Source organism: Sphingomonas sp. AC411, from assembly GCF_979253035.1.
Genome location: NZ_CEEDAQ010000001.1, coordinates 1926203 through 1941201, shown reverse-complemented (window position 1 = coordinate 1941201; position 14999 = coordinate 1926203). Strand labels below are relative to the sequence as shown.

Here is a 14999-nt window from a genome sequence, read left to right as displayed (position 1 = left end):
CTCGACCTCCAGCGTTCGACGGCCGTGGCGGAATAACGATCGGTCGAGACCGACGACGGAGTGAGTATGGCCGCCTCGATAGCCCGCCAGTGGATTGCGTACTGCCGCTCCTTCGCGATCCTGCGAGGTTTGTTCTTTTAGCCGGTGGGTCCTTCTGGTCCGTCTCGTCGGCCTGCTTCTCGTCGTCCTTGGGCTGGGCAGCGAGATGCGCAATCTGGACATCGGCGGCGAGCTCACGTGCAAGCTGCCGGGAAAGCCGGTGGAAGGTCGACGCGTACATGCTGGCGTCGGCTTTCTTTCGAGCTGCATGCGGCGACCAGAACATAACGTCGGTGCCGCTTGGGCGGGAATGAGCCCCGCCGGGAGGGGAGGGTGTTGAGACTTGCGCCCTTGTTACCGCCTTGCGACGCGCGTCTGCGCTGACCCCGTCAGGGCCAACAAACTCGACTGATCGAAGGGCACGAGTGTTGCCGCGCGATTGCAGAAGATGCCCAAGGACAGGTCGAGCAGGTGGCAGTAATATCGAAGCGTGGTGTGCGGACCGGCATGTCCCATCAACTGGCTGATCGCATGCAACGCACCTGAACCGAGGCGTCCGTGGCCCAGCAGCCGATCGGCAACGTGTGCAGCGCGAGACGACGAAATCACCGATCGGAGCTGGGCAGGAACGGCGTCGTCGCTGCCATCGGCAGGGAGCATCAACGTCGCTAGCAGGTAGGAGGCGAAGCTGTGCCGTAAGTGAGCGGCGGTTAATTTGCGGAGTCCGGCCACGTCAAACAGGCACTCCCTTACCTGCTTGGCGACAACGTCTTCTGCTGGAGGCGACATAGCCGTAGCTCGACCGAACAACCACGCCTCGATACCGAAGCGGCTAGCCGCCTGGCGCTCCTGAACGCGAGCGACAAGCTGGATCAGTTCTTGCGATTCCAGCAGCGCGTCGAGCGGCAATATTCTACGACTGCCCTTCGTCTTCAGCGATCGCTCCACGTTCGTTTCGACAACCAGCTCTACATGCCGGTCGGATACGTTCACGTCTCCGACTTGCAAGGCGACGACCTCGTCTAACCTGAGCCCGGCTCGGAACATGAGCGTTATCATCATCGCGAGATCCGCATCGCTCCGCTGATCGAGTGCGCGCATCACCCGGCGGTATTCCTCCGGTAGCAATAGGTCGGGAGATGCGTTCTCCTCCGCGCTGTATTCCTCCATGTCGATATGAAGCGCATTCCCCGGTCGCACGACGTCCTGGAACCGGAGGAATGATATGACAGCCTTCACCGCGTCTGTCCGAGCGCGCCCCGCGGTCTTGTCGAGATACGTGACGATCTGTGCTTCGAGTGCCACCGCCCCCGCATCGAGCGGAGAGCTTGGCCCCCAATCCGCGAACAGCCGGACAAGCGCCTTCAGGTAGCTCTTTACGGTATCGGGCGAATATCCCTTTGAATGCCGCCCGCGCTTTTCGTCCTTCAGAACATAGACGCACCATTGCCGCAGGCAGCGTTGCAGCGAGCTATTGTGCGGCGGTAGGCCTTCAATCTTGCGAGCGGCAGTAGTCTTTCGCCTGGTTTTGGCTTTCCGCCCCGCCTCGTATTCGGACTCCTTGACCTGCAGCGCACGCAGCTCACCCCCGAGCGAGCGCAGTAACGATCTTTCTGCGAAACCTTGCTGCCGGCGAGCTCGGGTTTGAACGGGCGCTTCCGGCAGCGGCCGATGGCAGCCGTGCAAAATCTTCTCCCAGGTGGACTGGGGTACCGATTTGCTTGGCACCGCGCCCTTGGCGTAGGCCAGCATCAGCCCGGGCAGACGGAACGCCCAAGCGTCGTGCGCGGTCTTTAGGAACTTGCCGCTCGCAATGTCCTTGGCCAAGTCGGGGCCAACGAACAGGGCTATACACTCGGCAAGCGGGACGCGGCCATCGTACAACAAACCCTCGCGGTGCCACCGGGCGATCAGGATTTTAGTCACCGGATCGGCGAACCACCGGCGTCCACGGCGATCAGTCGGGTCCTCCGGATCGGCGAAGTGCATATCGACGGCGAGGATATGGCCCTCGATCGAGATGGACGATTGAACGCCGATCGACCAGGCACGCCACCAACTCGGATCAAGCAAACCGCCGTGTCGAACCGCCGACCAGAGCAGTTCCCCCATTCGGCGGTCGGCCTGAATCCAGACCATCGGCTCCTGGTCTGCGACGATGGTTGTCATAAAGCTCACGCCACACAGGCTCTTGTAGAGCTCAACGGCACCCAGCCAATGGCAGCCAGCACAGGATCAAGCGTTCGGCCCAAATCCGCCCGATACGCAGCTGGATCGAGCGTGCTTGTGCTGTCCCAGCTTCCATCATCTACCGGTCCATGTCCGTAGAATGCGTGCAGGGATTCAGTGCTGCACCGTCCGACAAGTTTCGACCGTAGCCAATGGCGCCCTGCGTTTTTGGCAAGCCCTCCTTGCCGCATAGCGTCCCTGACCGCATCGGCGACTGACCAATTCTCTACTCGGCCATCGCGCAGATCGAACAGTGGCAGACCGCGGCCCTGACGGAGCAATCTGATCGATATGGCTGCCGGCCTTGATACCGCGGCCTCCAACTGGTCGAGGTGGTGTTCGTATCGCTGAAGTTGATCGAAGGCTGTGTCGCAGATCCAGACCAACCGGCGCGATGGCGTCCCGCGGATGATCTTGTCCTTGATCCAGCAGAACCGAGTTTCACCATGAACTTTTGCGTACGCGGGCATTGTCCCTGCGTCCCCCGGTGCGCGAGAGCGAACGCGAGCATCGCGACGGTATAGCGCATCATCGCAAGGTGGCGGTCCGCTTCATCGGCTTCTGGTTCCGTCAGCCCGTCAGCAAGCCGCTCTACCAAGACCCCCACGGCGCTATCTGTCGGCGTGAACCTATCGCCGAGATAGGTCGATAGAGCTTCGCCGGGGACGTCGTAGTGCGACATCGCGTCGGTAGTTTGAACGGCGTCCTTGTATCGCTGCACAAGCGTTCGGTGCGGTACGGCGCCATAATGGGATTGGCTTCGCGCGACCGTTGGGATTGTACCGGTGATGATCGACGCCGGCACGACGTCGCCACCTGGCGCTCCTATCAGCTCCGCGGGTAACCAACGCGCAAGCGCTTCTGCTGTTGTTGTGGCGCGGCGCGCACGATCGCGCGCGACGGGATGACGTGACGCAAGCAGTTCCGCGATGTCGTCGAGCAGGGCCGGGCCGGTGGTGAACAGCGGCTGGCGGCTCGCGGACAGATGTTCGCGACCGGACGATCGTTCACGACGGGCGGCTACGCAGCGCTCGACAAGGCGAGCGACCGTCTGAGTGGCCGGAAGATACAGACACCGGGCCCGAGGATGAACGTTCACCTTGTCGCGTCGCTGATCGGCGGGTGATGCAGCGCTAAGCCACCATCCCCATAGGCCCTGTCGGCGGATGAGACCTGGAGCTTGATCCGTCATGCGCTCCCCTTTCGGCGCTAGCCGGACGGATAGCTCGAGCAATACCGCAGGGTGCCGTCCGGTCATCAACGACGACCACAAGAGCAAGCAACATTCGAGGGATCGCAGATCGGCTCCTGGCGATGCGCGTTTCCGGACCAGCGTCTTGATCTGGTGAATGTCGACCTGAGTGAGATGCCGCCACCCTAACGGAAGGGCGTGAATTTCGCGAACGCGCTTGTTGCGGAAGCCGGTGGGGATCCGCCGCCCAACTGCTCGACCGATCTCCAAGCCGTCCACCTACGCCCCCGTTTACCGAGGCGCACAGGTAGCGCGGGATAGTTGCCGGACAGTTTACGATGTCCTGACACGCACCGGCAGACCGACATAGTCGCTTGATGAGATCGGCCCGGCGGGCCCTTGAGAAAGGGAGTGAAGGCGAGGGGTGGGATGAACCCAAGAGAGGAAAAATAGAATGAGCAACACCCGCGAATGGCGCCGTAAGCCGCGTACCAGCAAGCCCAACTCACGTCAGAAGCGCAACGGACTGTTCCTCGATGCGCATCCGATCTGCCAGCAATGCGCTAACCGACCGGCGGTCGAGGCGCATCACCGCCTGCCGAAACAGCACCCGTTTCGCTACCAGTGGGAATATATGGAAGCGCTCTGTGCGCCATGCCATGTCCGCACTCACCAGCAGGTGCGGGTGATCGTCAGGATCAGCTTGGCGAAGTCGAGGTAAGACGTAGACCATCGCCGCCGTCCTGCGAGGCTCGCCGGCGGCGATGAACATGATGCCGGCGTCGACCAGCGCTGTACGTATCTTCTCGATCGAGACGGCATTTACCGTCTGCCCGCCCTCGAACCGTTTTACCGTCATTATTCCCATGCCGGCGGCGGTTGCGACCTCTGCGGCTGTCCAACCGAGAAGCGCTCGGGCGGCGCGGCACTGGGCGACGGTGAGATCCATACGGGAGCCATAACAGCAATTCCCGCGCGGAGAACCGCGAAGAGTAGCGAAGAACCGCGAAGGCTTGCGGAAGCTAGAAAGAGGTGGTACTCAAAGTACCAGTGACGACCGGGAGCGGAGATTGAGCCCTCCAAACCCGGTCTGACCACCACCGTTCTGGAGGAACGATAAATGGCTATGAACACCTTACCCGTACCCGTGCGTCCGGCCAACCCCGTGATCGCAACTGCGTCCCCCGGCCTGAGCAAGACCACCGCGCGCGCCGTCGACATAGCTCGCCTTCACCTTCGTGACCGCAACCCAGGCGCCTATGCCCGCGCACTCGCCGGCGAGCATCGCGCGACCAATTCCCGGCAGCAGCGCGCGATCGAGGCGGTGATCGCATCCGACGCGTGCGAGCGCCTGTTCATGCGTCATCCGTCGAACGGCTGCCTCATGGCGCGGGAGGGCTGAGTGATGAGCACACGGACCACCCCAACCGCTGCGGTGACGCTGGCCACGCCGTTCGAAACTGCCGAGGCGCACTATCGCAAGATGCAGACCGCGATCAACGCCTGCACCAGCGCGACACCACCGGCAGAATTTAGCGCGATCGAAGCGGAGTTTATGACTTCCGCCGCCGCCATCGATGCCGTCTCCGCCAGCACGCTCGAGGAGTTTGCGCGCTCGTTCATCATCGCTGTGGACGACGGCGAGAGCCTGCCAAGCGAGGCGACCCTCGACCGCCTTCTTGCCGATGCCCGCCGCCTCACGAACAAGGACGCCTGAACGTGACCAACAGCCAAATACTCGCGATCCGCGACGGCGCCTCTACCGCGTCACAACTCGCCTCGCTTTGCATGTTCCTCTCCGAAGCACTGGGAGCGAACCCCGACACATCGCACGCAAGCGAAGCGCTTGATGGTCTCCGGACGCTAGCGATCGGCCTGTCGAACGACCTCCACAACATCACGGACGGTGAATAACATGGTTATCAAGACCATTCAGACCGTCGCAACGTCGCCTGTCATCGCCGCTATGTTCGCCGCCTGCGATGCCGCTAACGCGGAGGCAGACCGCCACCAGCGTGAAGTCTTGGAGACGGGGGCATTCGAGACCGCCAGCGCGGACGAGCGCAAGGCGCACGTCACCGTCAACAATACCCTGAATGACGCATGGGTGACGACGATGTACGCCGTCTGCCAGCACCCAGTCGGCAACGCTCAGGACTTGCACGCCAAGCTCGCCTTCATGGTCGAGTTTGAAATGGGCGACGGGATGGACTGGTTGCCGACCGTCCTTGAGGACGTGCAGCGGATCGCCGGCACCAGTAGCACCGAGTGGGATGAAGCACTCGCCGCCGTTCGGACCGCAGCGGAACCGATGCGCGAAACGGGCAAGGCGTTCCACGCTATTGACGCGACCTGGTGCGCCGATCGCACGCAGAGCCCCGGGACCAGTACGGCGTGGGATGTGGCTTGGGAAAGCTACGGCGCGGCGATGGAACGATACCATGCCGAGTTGCGCAACCTCGTCGTCATGGTCCCGGCACCCAATGCCGCCGCTGCGGCGATCAAGGCGCAAATCTTCCTCGACGCTCAGTTGAACGACGAGAAGCTCGGCGAGTACGTCGCGGCCGATCTGCGCCGCTTCACCGACTATGCAAATCTGGAGCGTTGAACATGATCACGCACACCACCCGCCGCGCCGTCATTGGTGGCGCTGGCCTCTTCGCCGTCGCTGGCGGCATTGCGATCACATCGCAAGCTAAGGGCGCAGCGCTCCCGACCGCCGATCGCACGGCATGGGATCAGGCGTTCAAGGCGATGACGATCGCGACAGCCGAGGACGACGCCAACGCCGCCGGCTTCGACGTGCTGCACGACGCTGCGGACAAGGAAACCCAGGAGATTTTCTATGCGGAGTTCGAGCGGCTGGGTGAGGTTCGCTATGATGCGACGTGGGCGCTGTTCGCAATACCCGCACCCGACCACGCCGCGCTTTTGTGGAAGACGGAATATCTCTTCGGTGACGATATGGCGCCGAGCGGTTCCAGCCCGTCTTGGGCGGCGCACGTCATGGACTGGTATATGGCCGACCAGCGCCGCCTCCTTGGTTCTGAGGCGCGCTGACATGGCAACGCAGATTGAACAGGTGCCTTCTACCTTCAGCCCCTCCCGCTGGCTACATTCCCTCGTGCAGATCGGCGGCGGCTATGCCTTGGCTTCCGACAAGCGCTTGTGGCTGGTGGTTGCGGACTGTCCGGCCGACGAGCTGACCGACGTCATGGCCCAGGTCGTTGGGTATCCGGATCGGCAGGATGCAGTACGGCTCACGATCGAGCGGCGGCAGAACGGGGAGCTGGTATGATGCGCATGCCAATCGCCACCGCCGCCGGGCGGACACCGTTCAACCGTCCTTGGCGCCGTCGTCAGCCTCGCCAGGCATGGTCACGGCAGGACACTAGCGCGCCTGTCAGCATCATGCTCACTGCGATCCCCTCGTTGCCGCGTGCCGAGCTGGCCCAGCTCACCATGCGGATGATTGATCGCATGGACGACATCGACGGCGATCCAGACCTCGAACACCTTCGGGACGACTACGAGGACGGGCACGATCACGAACGGGAGCAGGCATACGAATAGCACCGCACTCTGGCCGGCGGCGTCGCCCCGACCGTCACAGCACCAGCCCGTCGCCCGCAGAACCCGGTCGGCGGGTCTGGTGCGTGTGCACCGGTTCCAGGAGAGCCTCGACCTGTCTGCCGAGTACGGTTCGGACTGGTGGATTCCGATCTATCGTCGCGCCTTCCCGACGCTTATGTCCGCGGTAGCGGTGTCGGACGACGGCTGGGCGCAGCGTGGCGGCATTGACCGGCTGCTGACGTTGGCATGCGGGCGGACGTTCACGGTCGACGAGAAGATCCGGACGCAGGACTGGCCGGACGTCCTGCTTGAGCGCTGGTCGGACGAGACGCGGCGATCGCCTGGTTGGGTGCAGAAACCGCTGGCGTGCGACTTCATCGCTTATGCGTATGCGCCGGCGGCTACATGCGTCCTGCTGCCCGTTCCGGCCTTGCAGCGTGCTTGGCGCCAGCACGGTCGGCAGTGGATCGGCCTGTACGGGACGCGGCGGGCAGCGAACCAAGGCTATACGTCGGTCAGCGTGCCCGTGCCGCGCGGGGTGTTGATGCAGGCTATCGTCGAGGCAATGTTTGTGTCGTGATCCCACCCAAGGACGGCTAGGATTTATGGATTTTGCCGTGATCCTCTGCGTTTTCCATGATGTCTCTCAGGAGCGGCCGCATATCGTCAAGTCGATGGAGCCGCACATTCGACGCGTCGAACTGCTCTTTCACCGCATTGTAGAAGGCATTTGGTTGCTGGGAAAAATCACCAACCACCACAAGTCTTTTACAATGGCCCTGTGCGAAGTGTCGCCAGATTAGGCCCCCTTCCATCGACCGCTTTCCGGCTTCTCGAAGGCCGTCACTTACATTCGATGGAACGCGCATTCCATCGATCAGGTTGTAGCAGCCGTTCTGATAACCATAGGGAACGCTTACCTTTAGGCCGTATTCTGGCAGATCAACGTCTTCCGGGCTGTCGAGAAACTGCTCGACCTTATGGGCAATGAATGCCTCCCGGAGCTTGCGACGCATACGCGGTTCACGAATTATTCGATCATCGTCGCCGACTAATTCGTCGAACAATCGGTCGAAATCCATGTCTACGTCTTGCACTTGAACGGGCAATAATCGCGATACGCGGATGTCGTTCGCGCGCTTCTGTACGAATTCGTCGAAACCGGCCCCGTGCGGCGAGCGGGACAGTTCGCTGCGTAGACGGCTTTCGAACGAACCTTTCACAGCGTCGAGATACGACTTGGACTGCCGTCCAAAAGCCGGTCGATCCGCGAGTGACCGCGGGCGAACCTGATTCCGACGAAGTCGAGTTCGGGCACGACAAGGACCAGCCCAATGTTCAGGAACTCCAGGCGCTCAGGCACCGGGCAGAACTGAACAAGGGCGTATTTCCCCTGATGATGCTCCATTCCCACGTTCCTACACGCCCATCTGCATTTGGGGCACCAGGCGAGCGAATAAGTATTCCTCAACCCGCTTGCCGCGTTCGAATATCAGTTCCGCCCAGCGTTGGCGGGTCCCTAAACCAGGACCCCATGACACCGGGACCGCCGCGATTATCTCCATGATCGTGCCCACGTCAACGCGAGTGATCAACTGGCAGGCTTGGCGAAGGGCCCGCTCAGTCAACATAGGGAGAAATTCCGGGAACGCCCCATATATCTGGGGATCGCAAACGAATTGATCCCCAGCCAGCCCCGCATCCAGATCCTCCTCCACGAAGCAGTGGGTGTGATCAAACACCACCATTTTGAACCTTCGCTTGAGAGGGGTGAAGAATAGGTTATCCCATTTCGGGGTAGGGTCCAGGTAATCGGGCGGGGGCAGCGGTCGATGTTTCGTACCCACGTGTCGAACGCCACCAGCAGCGCTACGTCTTGGATGTTCGCTAATCGCTTTAAGAAGGTTCCCCGGCGTCGCTGGGTGCGCCTGTCAACGCCTTAGAAATGAAGGCCGGACCGAAGCCGATGGCATGACCGTTGATCATCTCAATCCGCAGACCGGCGACCTCGACGATCGCGAATGGCGGAACCGTCAGGCCGAGATGGGCGGCTAGTTCGCTTCAACGAGCTCGAGCGCTAGGCTTTCATTGCCCTGAGGATTACCCATTCCCTTTACGAACGCGATCCCATCGTCTGTTGCCACTTTTACAACACAGGTGCTGCTGAGAATCGGCTCGATGACCCGCGTAATAACAGTCGGTTGCCAGCCCTTTCCGCAATATAGCATCGATAAACTACCCCACGGCCCACATGTAGGACGGGATTCAGCGGACTTGTCTAGCTGCCGACATGTATCGTTCTGTTTTTTGATCGAGGCGGCCAGTCTTGCACCCGCGTGATCAGCTTCAATTGGTTGTCATCGCGCGGATGCTATCGACCGTAATTAACGTCCTAGACCCGACTTTGACCCGGACGAGCGTTCCGTTCTTCATCAGCTTGTCGATCGTGGTGCGGCCGAGACCGAGCGCGGCTTCAGCTTGAGCGACCGTGATTGTTACGGCACCATCCGGCAGTCCTTGCGGGGTCCGCTTTGTGGATACGACTGCCTCGGTCGGCGGGAGTGGCGAGGATGTTGCAACCAGCGCAGAGGGCAGTTCGGCCGCACGATTTGCATCGGACCTCGCGTCCTTAGGTGGCTGTACGACCGGGGATGGTTCACCGCCGTGCTGAGCGATCACCGTCTGCAGCGACTTGTCGTCGAACCGGATACCGATGAGGCTCACCGACGGCATGCCGCCACGCAGGTCCGAACCGGGTAGGCGAACGCTGCCCGTGGCCCATATGTCGGCGACCTTGCCTTCGTCACAGATGCGGCGCCAGAGATCGCGCGAAATCCGGCTATCGCGGACCTCAGAACGAACGCCAACGGCGTCGACAGTCTCGATGATCTCGCGCATAGGCCTTGATCAAACCGGCAACGGCGAAGTCAGCGAGGACCGCGGACGCATCGCCCAGGTCCGCTAGGTCGACCAGCTCGGCTGCTTTTCGCGGTGCGATCGGATTGAAATTGCCCAACGTCGATTTTCCCTGAAGATAGAGCCTCCAGCCGATGTGCCGTCGATGTGTGAAAATTCGGCTATCAACGACGCACTTGTTCGCGGTTGTTCGCCGCCTATCACGTCAGAATGTGGGAGTAGCCGAGGGAGCGGCTGGCCCATCGCGCCGAGATTGTTAAGCAATAACAACGCGTTGACGCATGTGGGGTGGTGCCGGTTGCAGGAATCGAACCCGCGACATCCAGTTTACAAAACTGGCGCTCTACCAACTGAGCTAAACCGGCCCTTGCGTCGGGCGCTGCCCGGTGCGTCGCGACCCAATGCTTCAAGGCACGCCGAAGGTCCAGCCCTCGGTTCGCGCAATATGTGGCGTCATCGTCGTCGGTGTCCAGAGGTCGGGGCGGTGCGCGTTGGCACGCAGCCAGGCGGCGGTGAGGATCGCGTCGGTGGCGTGATCGTCGTAGCGTGCAAGTGGTGCGTGCGGACGGGTCCCCAGATTGGCCAGCGCCGCGTCGAGCGCGGCCGCGTCGCGCATCTTGCTGAGCCCCTTGCGGATACCGGCGGCACGGGCGGCGATCGTGGTGTAGATCTCGACGATCACCGGCCCATCCGTCGGTAGCGGATCGAACGGCCAGACCGGCACGCGGCCGGCAAGGCGGTGGAGCACGCGCATGCCGGTCAGGCTCGACTTGCCGACCTGCGCAGCGCCGACGAGGTTGAAGCAGCTCGTCGGCGACAGGCCCATCGTGCGCTGGCCGTGCTCGCAGACGCGCATCCGGCCCGCGCCGCCGGGGAAGAGGTCGCCGCAGTCGCGGTGCTGGCGGAAGTGGCGGCGGATTTCCGGATCGGTGAGCAGGGTCGACACTGCAAGATGCGGGTCGGTGGTGGAGGCTTGGTCGACCATCGCCCAGAGCGCGCGGGCGTCGGGCGGACTGCCGGGCGTGCCGGGGAAGTACCCGTCCTGGTCTACGAACGGGAAGGCGGGGGAGAGGTCCAGGCCGACCAGCGTCGGCTCGGTCTGGTCGAGCAACCACGCCAGCACGTCGTCGCGCGACCATGCTGTCGCTTCCGGTGGCTCGACCAGCGCCGGCGCGGTATCGCCTGTATCGCAGATCGCGACGGCGATACCCTTGTGTCGGTGCCCTTGCGCACCGGACCAGTCGATCGCTGCAAACCGCGTGAAGCGCGTTTCAGCCATTCTTCTCGGCGCGCAGGCCGTCCCAATAGGCGAGACGTTCGGACAGGCGCTTTTCGAACCCGCGTTCGGTCGGGGTATAGAAAGTCTGTGGGCTCATTTCGTCGGGCCAATAGTCCGAGCCTGAGAACGCCTCTTCCGTATCGTGATCGTAGGCGTAACCCTTGCCGTAGCCGATATCGCGCATGAGCTTGGTCGGCGCGTTGCGGATCGAGGCGGGCGGCATCAGCGACCCCGTCTCGCGCGCCGATTTCCACGCGGCCTTCTGCGCCTTGTAGACCGCGTTCGATTTGGGCGCGGTCGCGAGATAGACGCAGGCCTGCGCGATCGCGAGTTCGCCCTCGGGGCTACCGAGGAAGTCGTAGGTGTCCTTGGCGGCGATGCACTGCACCAGCGCCTGAGGGTCGGCGAGGCCGATATCCTCGACCGCGGCACGCGTCAGCCGGCGGAGCAGGAACAGCGGTTCCTCGCCCGCCGTCAGCATCCGCGCGAGGTAATAGAGCGCGGCCTGCGGATCGCTCCCGCGGATCGATTTGTGGAGCGCGGAGATCAGGTTGTAATGCCCCTCGCGATCCTTGTCGTACACCGCGACGCGACGTTGCAGGAAGTTCGACAGGCCTGCGGGATCGAGCGGCTCCGGCAAGTTGACCGAGAACAGCGTCTCCGCCTGATTGAGCAGGAACCGGCCGTCGCCATCGGCGCTGGCGATCAACGCGTCCTTGGCAGGCGGGGTGAGGGAAGGGCGCGCTCCATCTCCGTCTCGGCGCGGTCGAGCAATTGTTCGAGGGCACCGCGGCCGAGGCGTTCGAGGATCAGCACCTGCGCGCGGCTGAGCAGTGCGGCGTTGAGTTCGAACGACGGGTTCTCGGTGGTCGCGCCGACCAGCGTGACGGTGCCGTCCTCGACGTAAGGCAGGAAACCGTCCTGCTGGGCGCGGTTGAAGCGGTGGATCTCGTCCACGAACAACAAGGTGCGCTTGCCGATCTTGGCGTGCTCGCGCGCTTCGGCGAACGACTTCTTGAGGTCCGCGACGCCGGAGAACACCGCCGAGATCGCGACGAACCGCAGGTCGACCGCGTCGGCGAGCAGGCGCGCGATCGTCGTCTTGCCGGTGCCGGGCGGGCCCCAGAGTATGATCGACGACAGCCGCCCCGCGGACACCATCCGTCCGATCGCACCCTCGGGGCCGGTGATGTGATCCTGCCCGACAACCTCGTCCAGAGCACGCGGGCGTAGGCGATCGGCGAGCGGCGCGTTTTCAGGGTGCGTTTCGGTAGGGGCGGCGGGTTCGAAGCCCGCGAAGAGATCGGCCATGCGCGGAAGATAGGGGCGGGGAGAGGTTTGCCCATCCGTTGCCACCCACACTCCGTCATGCCGGGCTCGTTCCGGCATCCACCCTTCCGCACGATCATCGATGGCGAGTTTGCGGAACGGTGGACCCCGGAACAGGTCCGGGGTGACGAATCTGACGGGCATCTTGAACCGGAAACAGTCTGCGATATATCTCTGCTCTAAGCGAAGATATATCGGAGAACACTCAAATGCGTTTTGGTATGGGATATGGAGCCTGGACCGGCGGCCCTCGTGGTGACGGTCACCGGCATGGCGGCCGCGATCACGGGCCCGAGCATGCGGCATGGAAACAGGGTGGCGGACCGCGTGGGCGTGGTCGGCGGCTGTTCGACGGCGGCGAGCTCAAGCTCGTCATGCTGAAGCTGATCGCGGATGCGCCGCGCCACGGCTACGACCTGATCCGCGAGATCGAGGGGCTGACCGGGGTGGCTATGCGCCGAGCCCGGGCGTTGTCTACCCGACGCTCAGCATGCTCGACGAGATGGGGCTGATCGAGGAGCAACAGTCGGAAGGCGCGAAGAAGCGTTTTGCGGCGAGCGACGAGGGCCGCGCGCATCTGGCGGAGAACACGGCCGTGGTGGACGGCTTGTTCGCGCGGCTGGCCGCGGTCGGGGCGGAGTCCGAGCGGACCGATGGTGCGCCGATCCGGCGGGCGATGGGCAATCTTCGGCAGGTGCTCCAGCACCGGCTGATGCGCGAAGACGTCAACGAGGACACGCTGCACGACGTCGCGGCGCTGCTCGACGAAGCCGCGCAGAAGATCGAGCGCTTGAAGTGAGCGTCTCGGTCGCCAGCGTGCCGACGCATTCCGCCAGCAAGTATCTCCAGCAATTGGCCAAGCATTGGAGCCACAAGATGGAGGTCACCTTCTCGGAGGAAGAAGGCCGCATCGTCTTCCCGAGCGGCGCGGTGCTGGAGATGCGTGCCGACAGCGAAACGCTCGACGTCGCGCTGACGGTGCCGGAGGGCGAGGATGTCGACCGGATGCGCGGGGTGGTGTCGAGCCACCTCGACCGCTTCGCCTTCCGCGAGGCGCCGCTGACGTTTGATTGGACGACCGTCTGAGGGCGCGAGGCAGGAAATGCCCCGAACTGCTCCCCTGCCAGGAAGGGAGGGGCTGGGGGTGGGTAGGCTGGTTTGAGCCACCGACGCCTGAACATGCGGAACCCGACCCACTCCCAACCCCTCCCTTCCAGGGAGGGGAGCAGTCGCGAGTTAAGCCCCCGCCGCGCCATCACCTCTAGATACGTGTCCAGCACCGTCTGGTTGATCGTATCCCACAGATACCCGGTTGCCTTGTCGTGCCCGGCCCAGCCCATCGTCTCTCGCAGCCCCGGCTCAGAAACGATCCGCCCGATCGCATCCGCATATCCGGCGATATCCGTCGGCGGCACGAGGAACCCGGTCACCCCGTCGTCGACTAGTCCGACCGCGCCCGACGCGCGCGCGGCGACCACCGGCACACCCGCCGCCATCGCCTCCAGCGTCACGTTGCCGAACGTCTCGGTCACGCTCGGGTTGAAGAACACGTCCATCGACGCGACCGCGCGGCCGAGATCGTCGCCCGACTGGAACCCCGCGAACACCGCGCCCGGCACGCGGGCGGCAAACCAGTCGCGCGCGGGTCCCTCGCCGATCACCAGCACCTTGTGCGGCACGCCGCGCTGCTCCAGCGTCCGGATCACGTCGGCGAAGACGTCGAGCCCCTTCTCCTTCACTAGCCGCCCGAGAAACCCGACCGCGACCTCGCCGTCCGCAATCCGCGCGCGCGCCGCCATTCGAGATCGCGGCGCGTCGGCGTGAAGCGATCATGGTTCACCCCGCGCGACCAGATCGCGGTCGGCGTCGTCACCCCCAGCTACGGACGATCTCCGCCATGCCGCGCCCCGGCACCAACACCGCGTCGACCCGGTTGTAGAACCGCGTCAGGATTTTCACCATGATCGGCTCGAAGAACGCCATCCGGTAATAGCGGAAATACGTCTCGAACCGCGTGTGCAGCGACGCGACCGTGGCAATGCCGTTGCGCCGCCCGTAACTGATCGCGCGATGGCCGAGGAAATCGGGCGCCGAGACGTGAATCGTGTTCGGCGCGAACGCATCCAGATCGCGCCGGATCGCGGCGGGCAGCCCGCGCGCCATCTTGTATTCGCCGCGTCCCGCGGGAAGCGGCAGCGACGGCACCGCAACCAGATCGCCGGTCGGCGGGAAGGCCGGCTTGGCGTTGGTCGGCGAATAGACACGCACCGTCGCGCCCTTCGACAACAGATGGCCGACGAGCAAATTCAACGCCTGGTTTGCGCCATCGCGAACGTAATTATAGTTGCCGCTGAACAGGGCGATGCGCAGGTCGGTGGCGTGCATCGTCGCGCGGATAACGCCGCGCGCACCGAAGCGCCACTAAATCCGCAACATAGGACA

At 63.4% G+C, this 14999-nt stretch carries 18 protein-coding genes, 1 tRNA gene and 2 pseudogenes; 12 read left to right on the top strand and 9 right to left on the bottom strand.

Translation table 11 applies throughout. The annotated features are described in order from the left end of the window. Positions 1 to 393: 393 nt before the first annotated feature. Positions 394 to 2208, bottom strand: coding sequence for a tyrosine-type recombinase/integrase (locus AC0IX7_RS09875; protein ID WP_471813825.1), 1815 nt, complete (start codon positions 2206 to 2208; stop codon positions 394 to 396). Between the two features lie 1706 nt (positions 2209 to 3914). On the opposite strand from AC0IX7_RS09875, the gene AC0IX7_RS09870 reads away from it, so the two are divergent. The 9 genes from AC0IX7_RS09870 (at position 3915) to AC0IX7_RS09830 (ending at position 7613) form a co-directional block, all read left to right on the top strand. After that, a complete protein-coding gene (locus AC0IX7_RS09870; protein ID WP_471811642.1) occupies positions 3915 to 4181 on the top strand; it encodes an HNH endonuclease in 267 nt (88 codons plus the stop codon). Positions 4182 to 4586: 405 nt separating this feature from the next. Next, positions 4587 to 4862 (top strand): hypothetical protein, encoded by a 276-nt coding sequence (locus AC0IX7_RS09865; RefSeq protein ID WP_471811641.1) that lies wholly within the window; start codon positions 4587 to 4589, stop codon positions 4860 to 4862. A 33-nt stretch (positions 4863 to 4895) separates the two neighbouring features. Beyond that, positions 4896 to 5177, top strand: a complete 282-nt coding sequence (locus tag AC0IX7_RS09860; RefSeq protein ID WP_471811640.1) for a hypothetical protein — start codon at positions 4896 to 4898, stop codon at positions 5175 to 5177. Between the two features lie 2 nt (positions 5178 to 5179). Next, positions 5180 to 5374, top strand: coding sequence for a hypothetical protein (locus AC0IX7_RS09855; RefSeq protein WP_471811639.1), 195 nt, complete (start codon positions 5180 to 5182; stop codon positions 5372 to 5374). 1 nt (position 5375) lies between these two features. After that, positions 5376 to 6068: a hypothetical protein gene (locus tag AC0IX7_RS09850; RefSeq protein ID WP_471811638.1), complete on the top strand. Its 693-nt coding sequence runs from the start codon at positions 5376 to 5378 to the stop codon at positions 6066 to 6068. Positions 6069 to 6070: 2 nt separating this feature from the next. Then, positions 6071 to 6520, top strand: a complete 450-nt coding sequence (locus AC0IX7_RS09845; RefSeq protein WP_471811637.1) for a hypothetical protein — start codon at positions 6071 to 6073, stop codon at positions 6518 to 6520. 1 nt (position 6521) lies between these two features. Continuing rightward, complete coding sequence (locus AC0IX7_RS09840) at positions 6522 to 6758, top strand: hypothetical protein (protein WP_471811636.1); 237 nt, start codon at positions 6522 to 6524, stop codon at positions 6756 to 6758. Between the two features lie 113 nt (positions 6759 to 6871). Beyond that, positions 6872 to 7033 (top strand): hypothetical protein, encoded by a 162-nt coding sequence (locus AC0IX7_RS09835; protein ID WP_471811635.1) that lies wholly within the window; start codon positions 6872 to 6874, stop codon positions 7031 to 7033. A 79-nt stretch (positions 7034 to 7112) separates the two neighbouring features. Further along, the gene (locus tag AC0IX7_RS09830) at positions 7113 to 7613 is read left to right on the top strand and encodes a hypothetical protein (RefSeq protein ID WP_471811633.1); all 501 of its coding nucleotides are present in this window, start codon (positions 7113 to 7115) and stop codon (positions 7611 to 7613) included. 16 nt (positions 7614 to 7629) lie between these two features. Here the strand turns inward: AC0IX7_RS09830 and AC0IX7_RS09825 are convergent, their stop codons facing one another. From AC0IX7_RS09825 to AC0IX7_RS09795, 7 genes and pseudogenes are all read right to left on the bottom strand, one after another. Further along, positions 7630 to 8256, bottom strand: coding sequence for a DUF3037 domain-containing protein (locus AC0IX7_RS09825; protein ID WP_471811631.1), 627 nt, complete (start codon positions 8254 to 8256; stop codon positions 7630 to 7632). Further along, positions 8253 to 8441 (bottom strand): DUF3037 domain-containing protein, encoded by a 189-nt coding sequence (locus AC0IX7_RS09820; RefSeq protein ID WP_471811629.1) that lies wholly within the window; start codon positions 8439 to 8441, stop codon positions 8253 to 8255. Before AC0IX7_RS09820 ends, AC0IX7_RS09825 begins: the two co-directional genes overlap by 4 nt. Positions 8442 to 8451: 10 nt before the next feature. After that, complete coding sequence (locus AC0IX7_RS09815; RefSeq protein WP_471811627.1) at positions 8452 to 8781, bottom strand: hypothetical protein; 330 nt, start codon at positions 8779 to 8781, stop codon at positions 8452 to 8454. Between the two features lie 598 nt (positions 8782 to 9379). Further along, positions 9380 to 9931, bottom strand: a complete 552-nt coding sequence (locus AC0IX7_RS09810; protein WP_471811625.1) for a helix-turn-helix domain-containing protein — start codon at positions 9929 to 9931, stop codon at positions 9380 to 9382. A 307-nt stretch (positions 9932 to 10238) separates the two neighbouring features. Continuing rightward, positions 10239 to 10314, bottom strand: a tRNA-Thr gene (locus tag AC0IX7_RS09805). A gap of 41 nt (positions 10315 to 10355) precedes the next feature. Then, the gene (locus AC0IX7_RS09800; RefSeq protein ID WP_471811623.1) at positions 10356 to 11228 is read right to left on the bottom strand and encodes a hypothetical protein; all 873 of its coding nucleotides are present in this window, start codon (positions 11226 to 11228) and stop codon (positions 10356 to 10358) included. Beyond that, a pseudogene (locus tag AC0IX7_RS09795) lies at positions 11221 to 12539 on the bottom strand (replication-associated recombination protein A). The gene AC0IX7_RS09800 and the pseudogene AC0IX7_RS09795 overlap by 8 nt, the downstream one beginning before the upstream one ends. A 227-nt stretch (positions 12540 to 12766) precedes the next feature. Here AC0IX7_RS09795 and AC0IX7_RS09790 point away from each other — a divergent pair. Genes AC0IX7_RS09790 through AC0IX7_RS09780 form a run of 3 tightly spaced genes read left to right on the top strand, consistent with a single transcriptional unit; the run spans position 12767 to position 13643 of the window. After that, on the top strand, positions 12767 to 13069 hold the full coding sequence (locus AC0IX7_RS09790) for a hypothetical protein (protein WP_471811621.1): 303 nt from the start codon (positions 12767 to 12769) through the stop codon (positions 13067 to 13069). Beyond that, the gene (locus tag AC0IX7_RS09785) at positions 13048 to 13356 is read left to right on the top strand and encodes a hypothetical protein (protein ID WP_471811620.1); all 309 of its coding nucleotides are present in this window, start codon (positions 13048 to 13050) and stop codon (positions 13354 to 13356) included. Before AC0IX7_RS09790 ends, AC0IX7_RS09785 begins: the two co-directional genes overlap by 22 nt. Beyond that, the gene (locus AC0IX7_RS09780; RefSeq protein WP_471813824.1) at positions 13353 to 13643 is read left to right on the top strand and encodes a DUF2218 domain-containing protein; all 291 of its coding nucleotides are present in this window, start codon (positions 13353 to 13355) and stop codon (positions 13641 to 13643) included. The genes AC0IX7_RS09785 and AC0IX7_RS09780 overlap by 4 nt, the downstream gene beginning before the upstream one ends. Positions 13644 to 13801: 158 nt before the next feature. On the opposite strand, the pseudogene AC0IX7_RS09775 reads toward AC0IX7_RS09780, so the two are convergent. Beyond that, positions 13802 to 14942, bottom strand: a pseudogene (locus AC0IX7_RS09775) (glycosyltransferase family 4 protein); the annotation flags it as partial. Between the last annotated feature and the right edge of the window lie 57 nt (positions 14943 to 14999).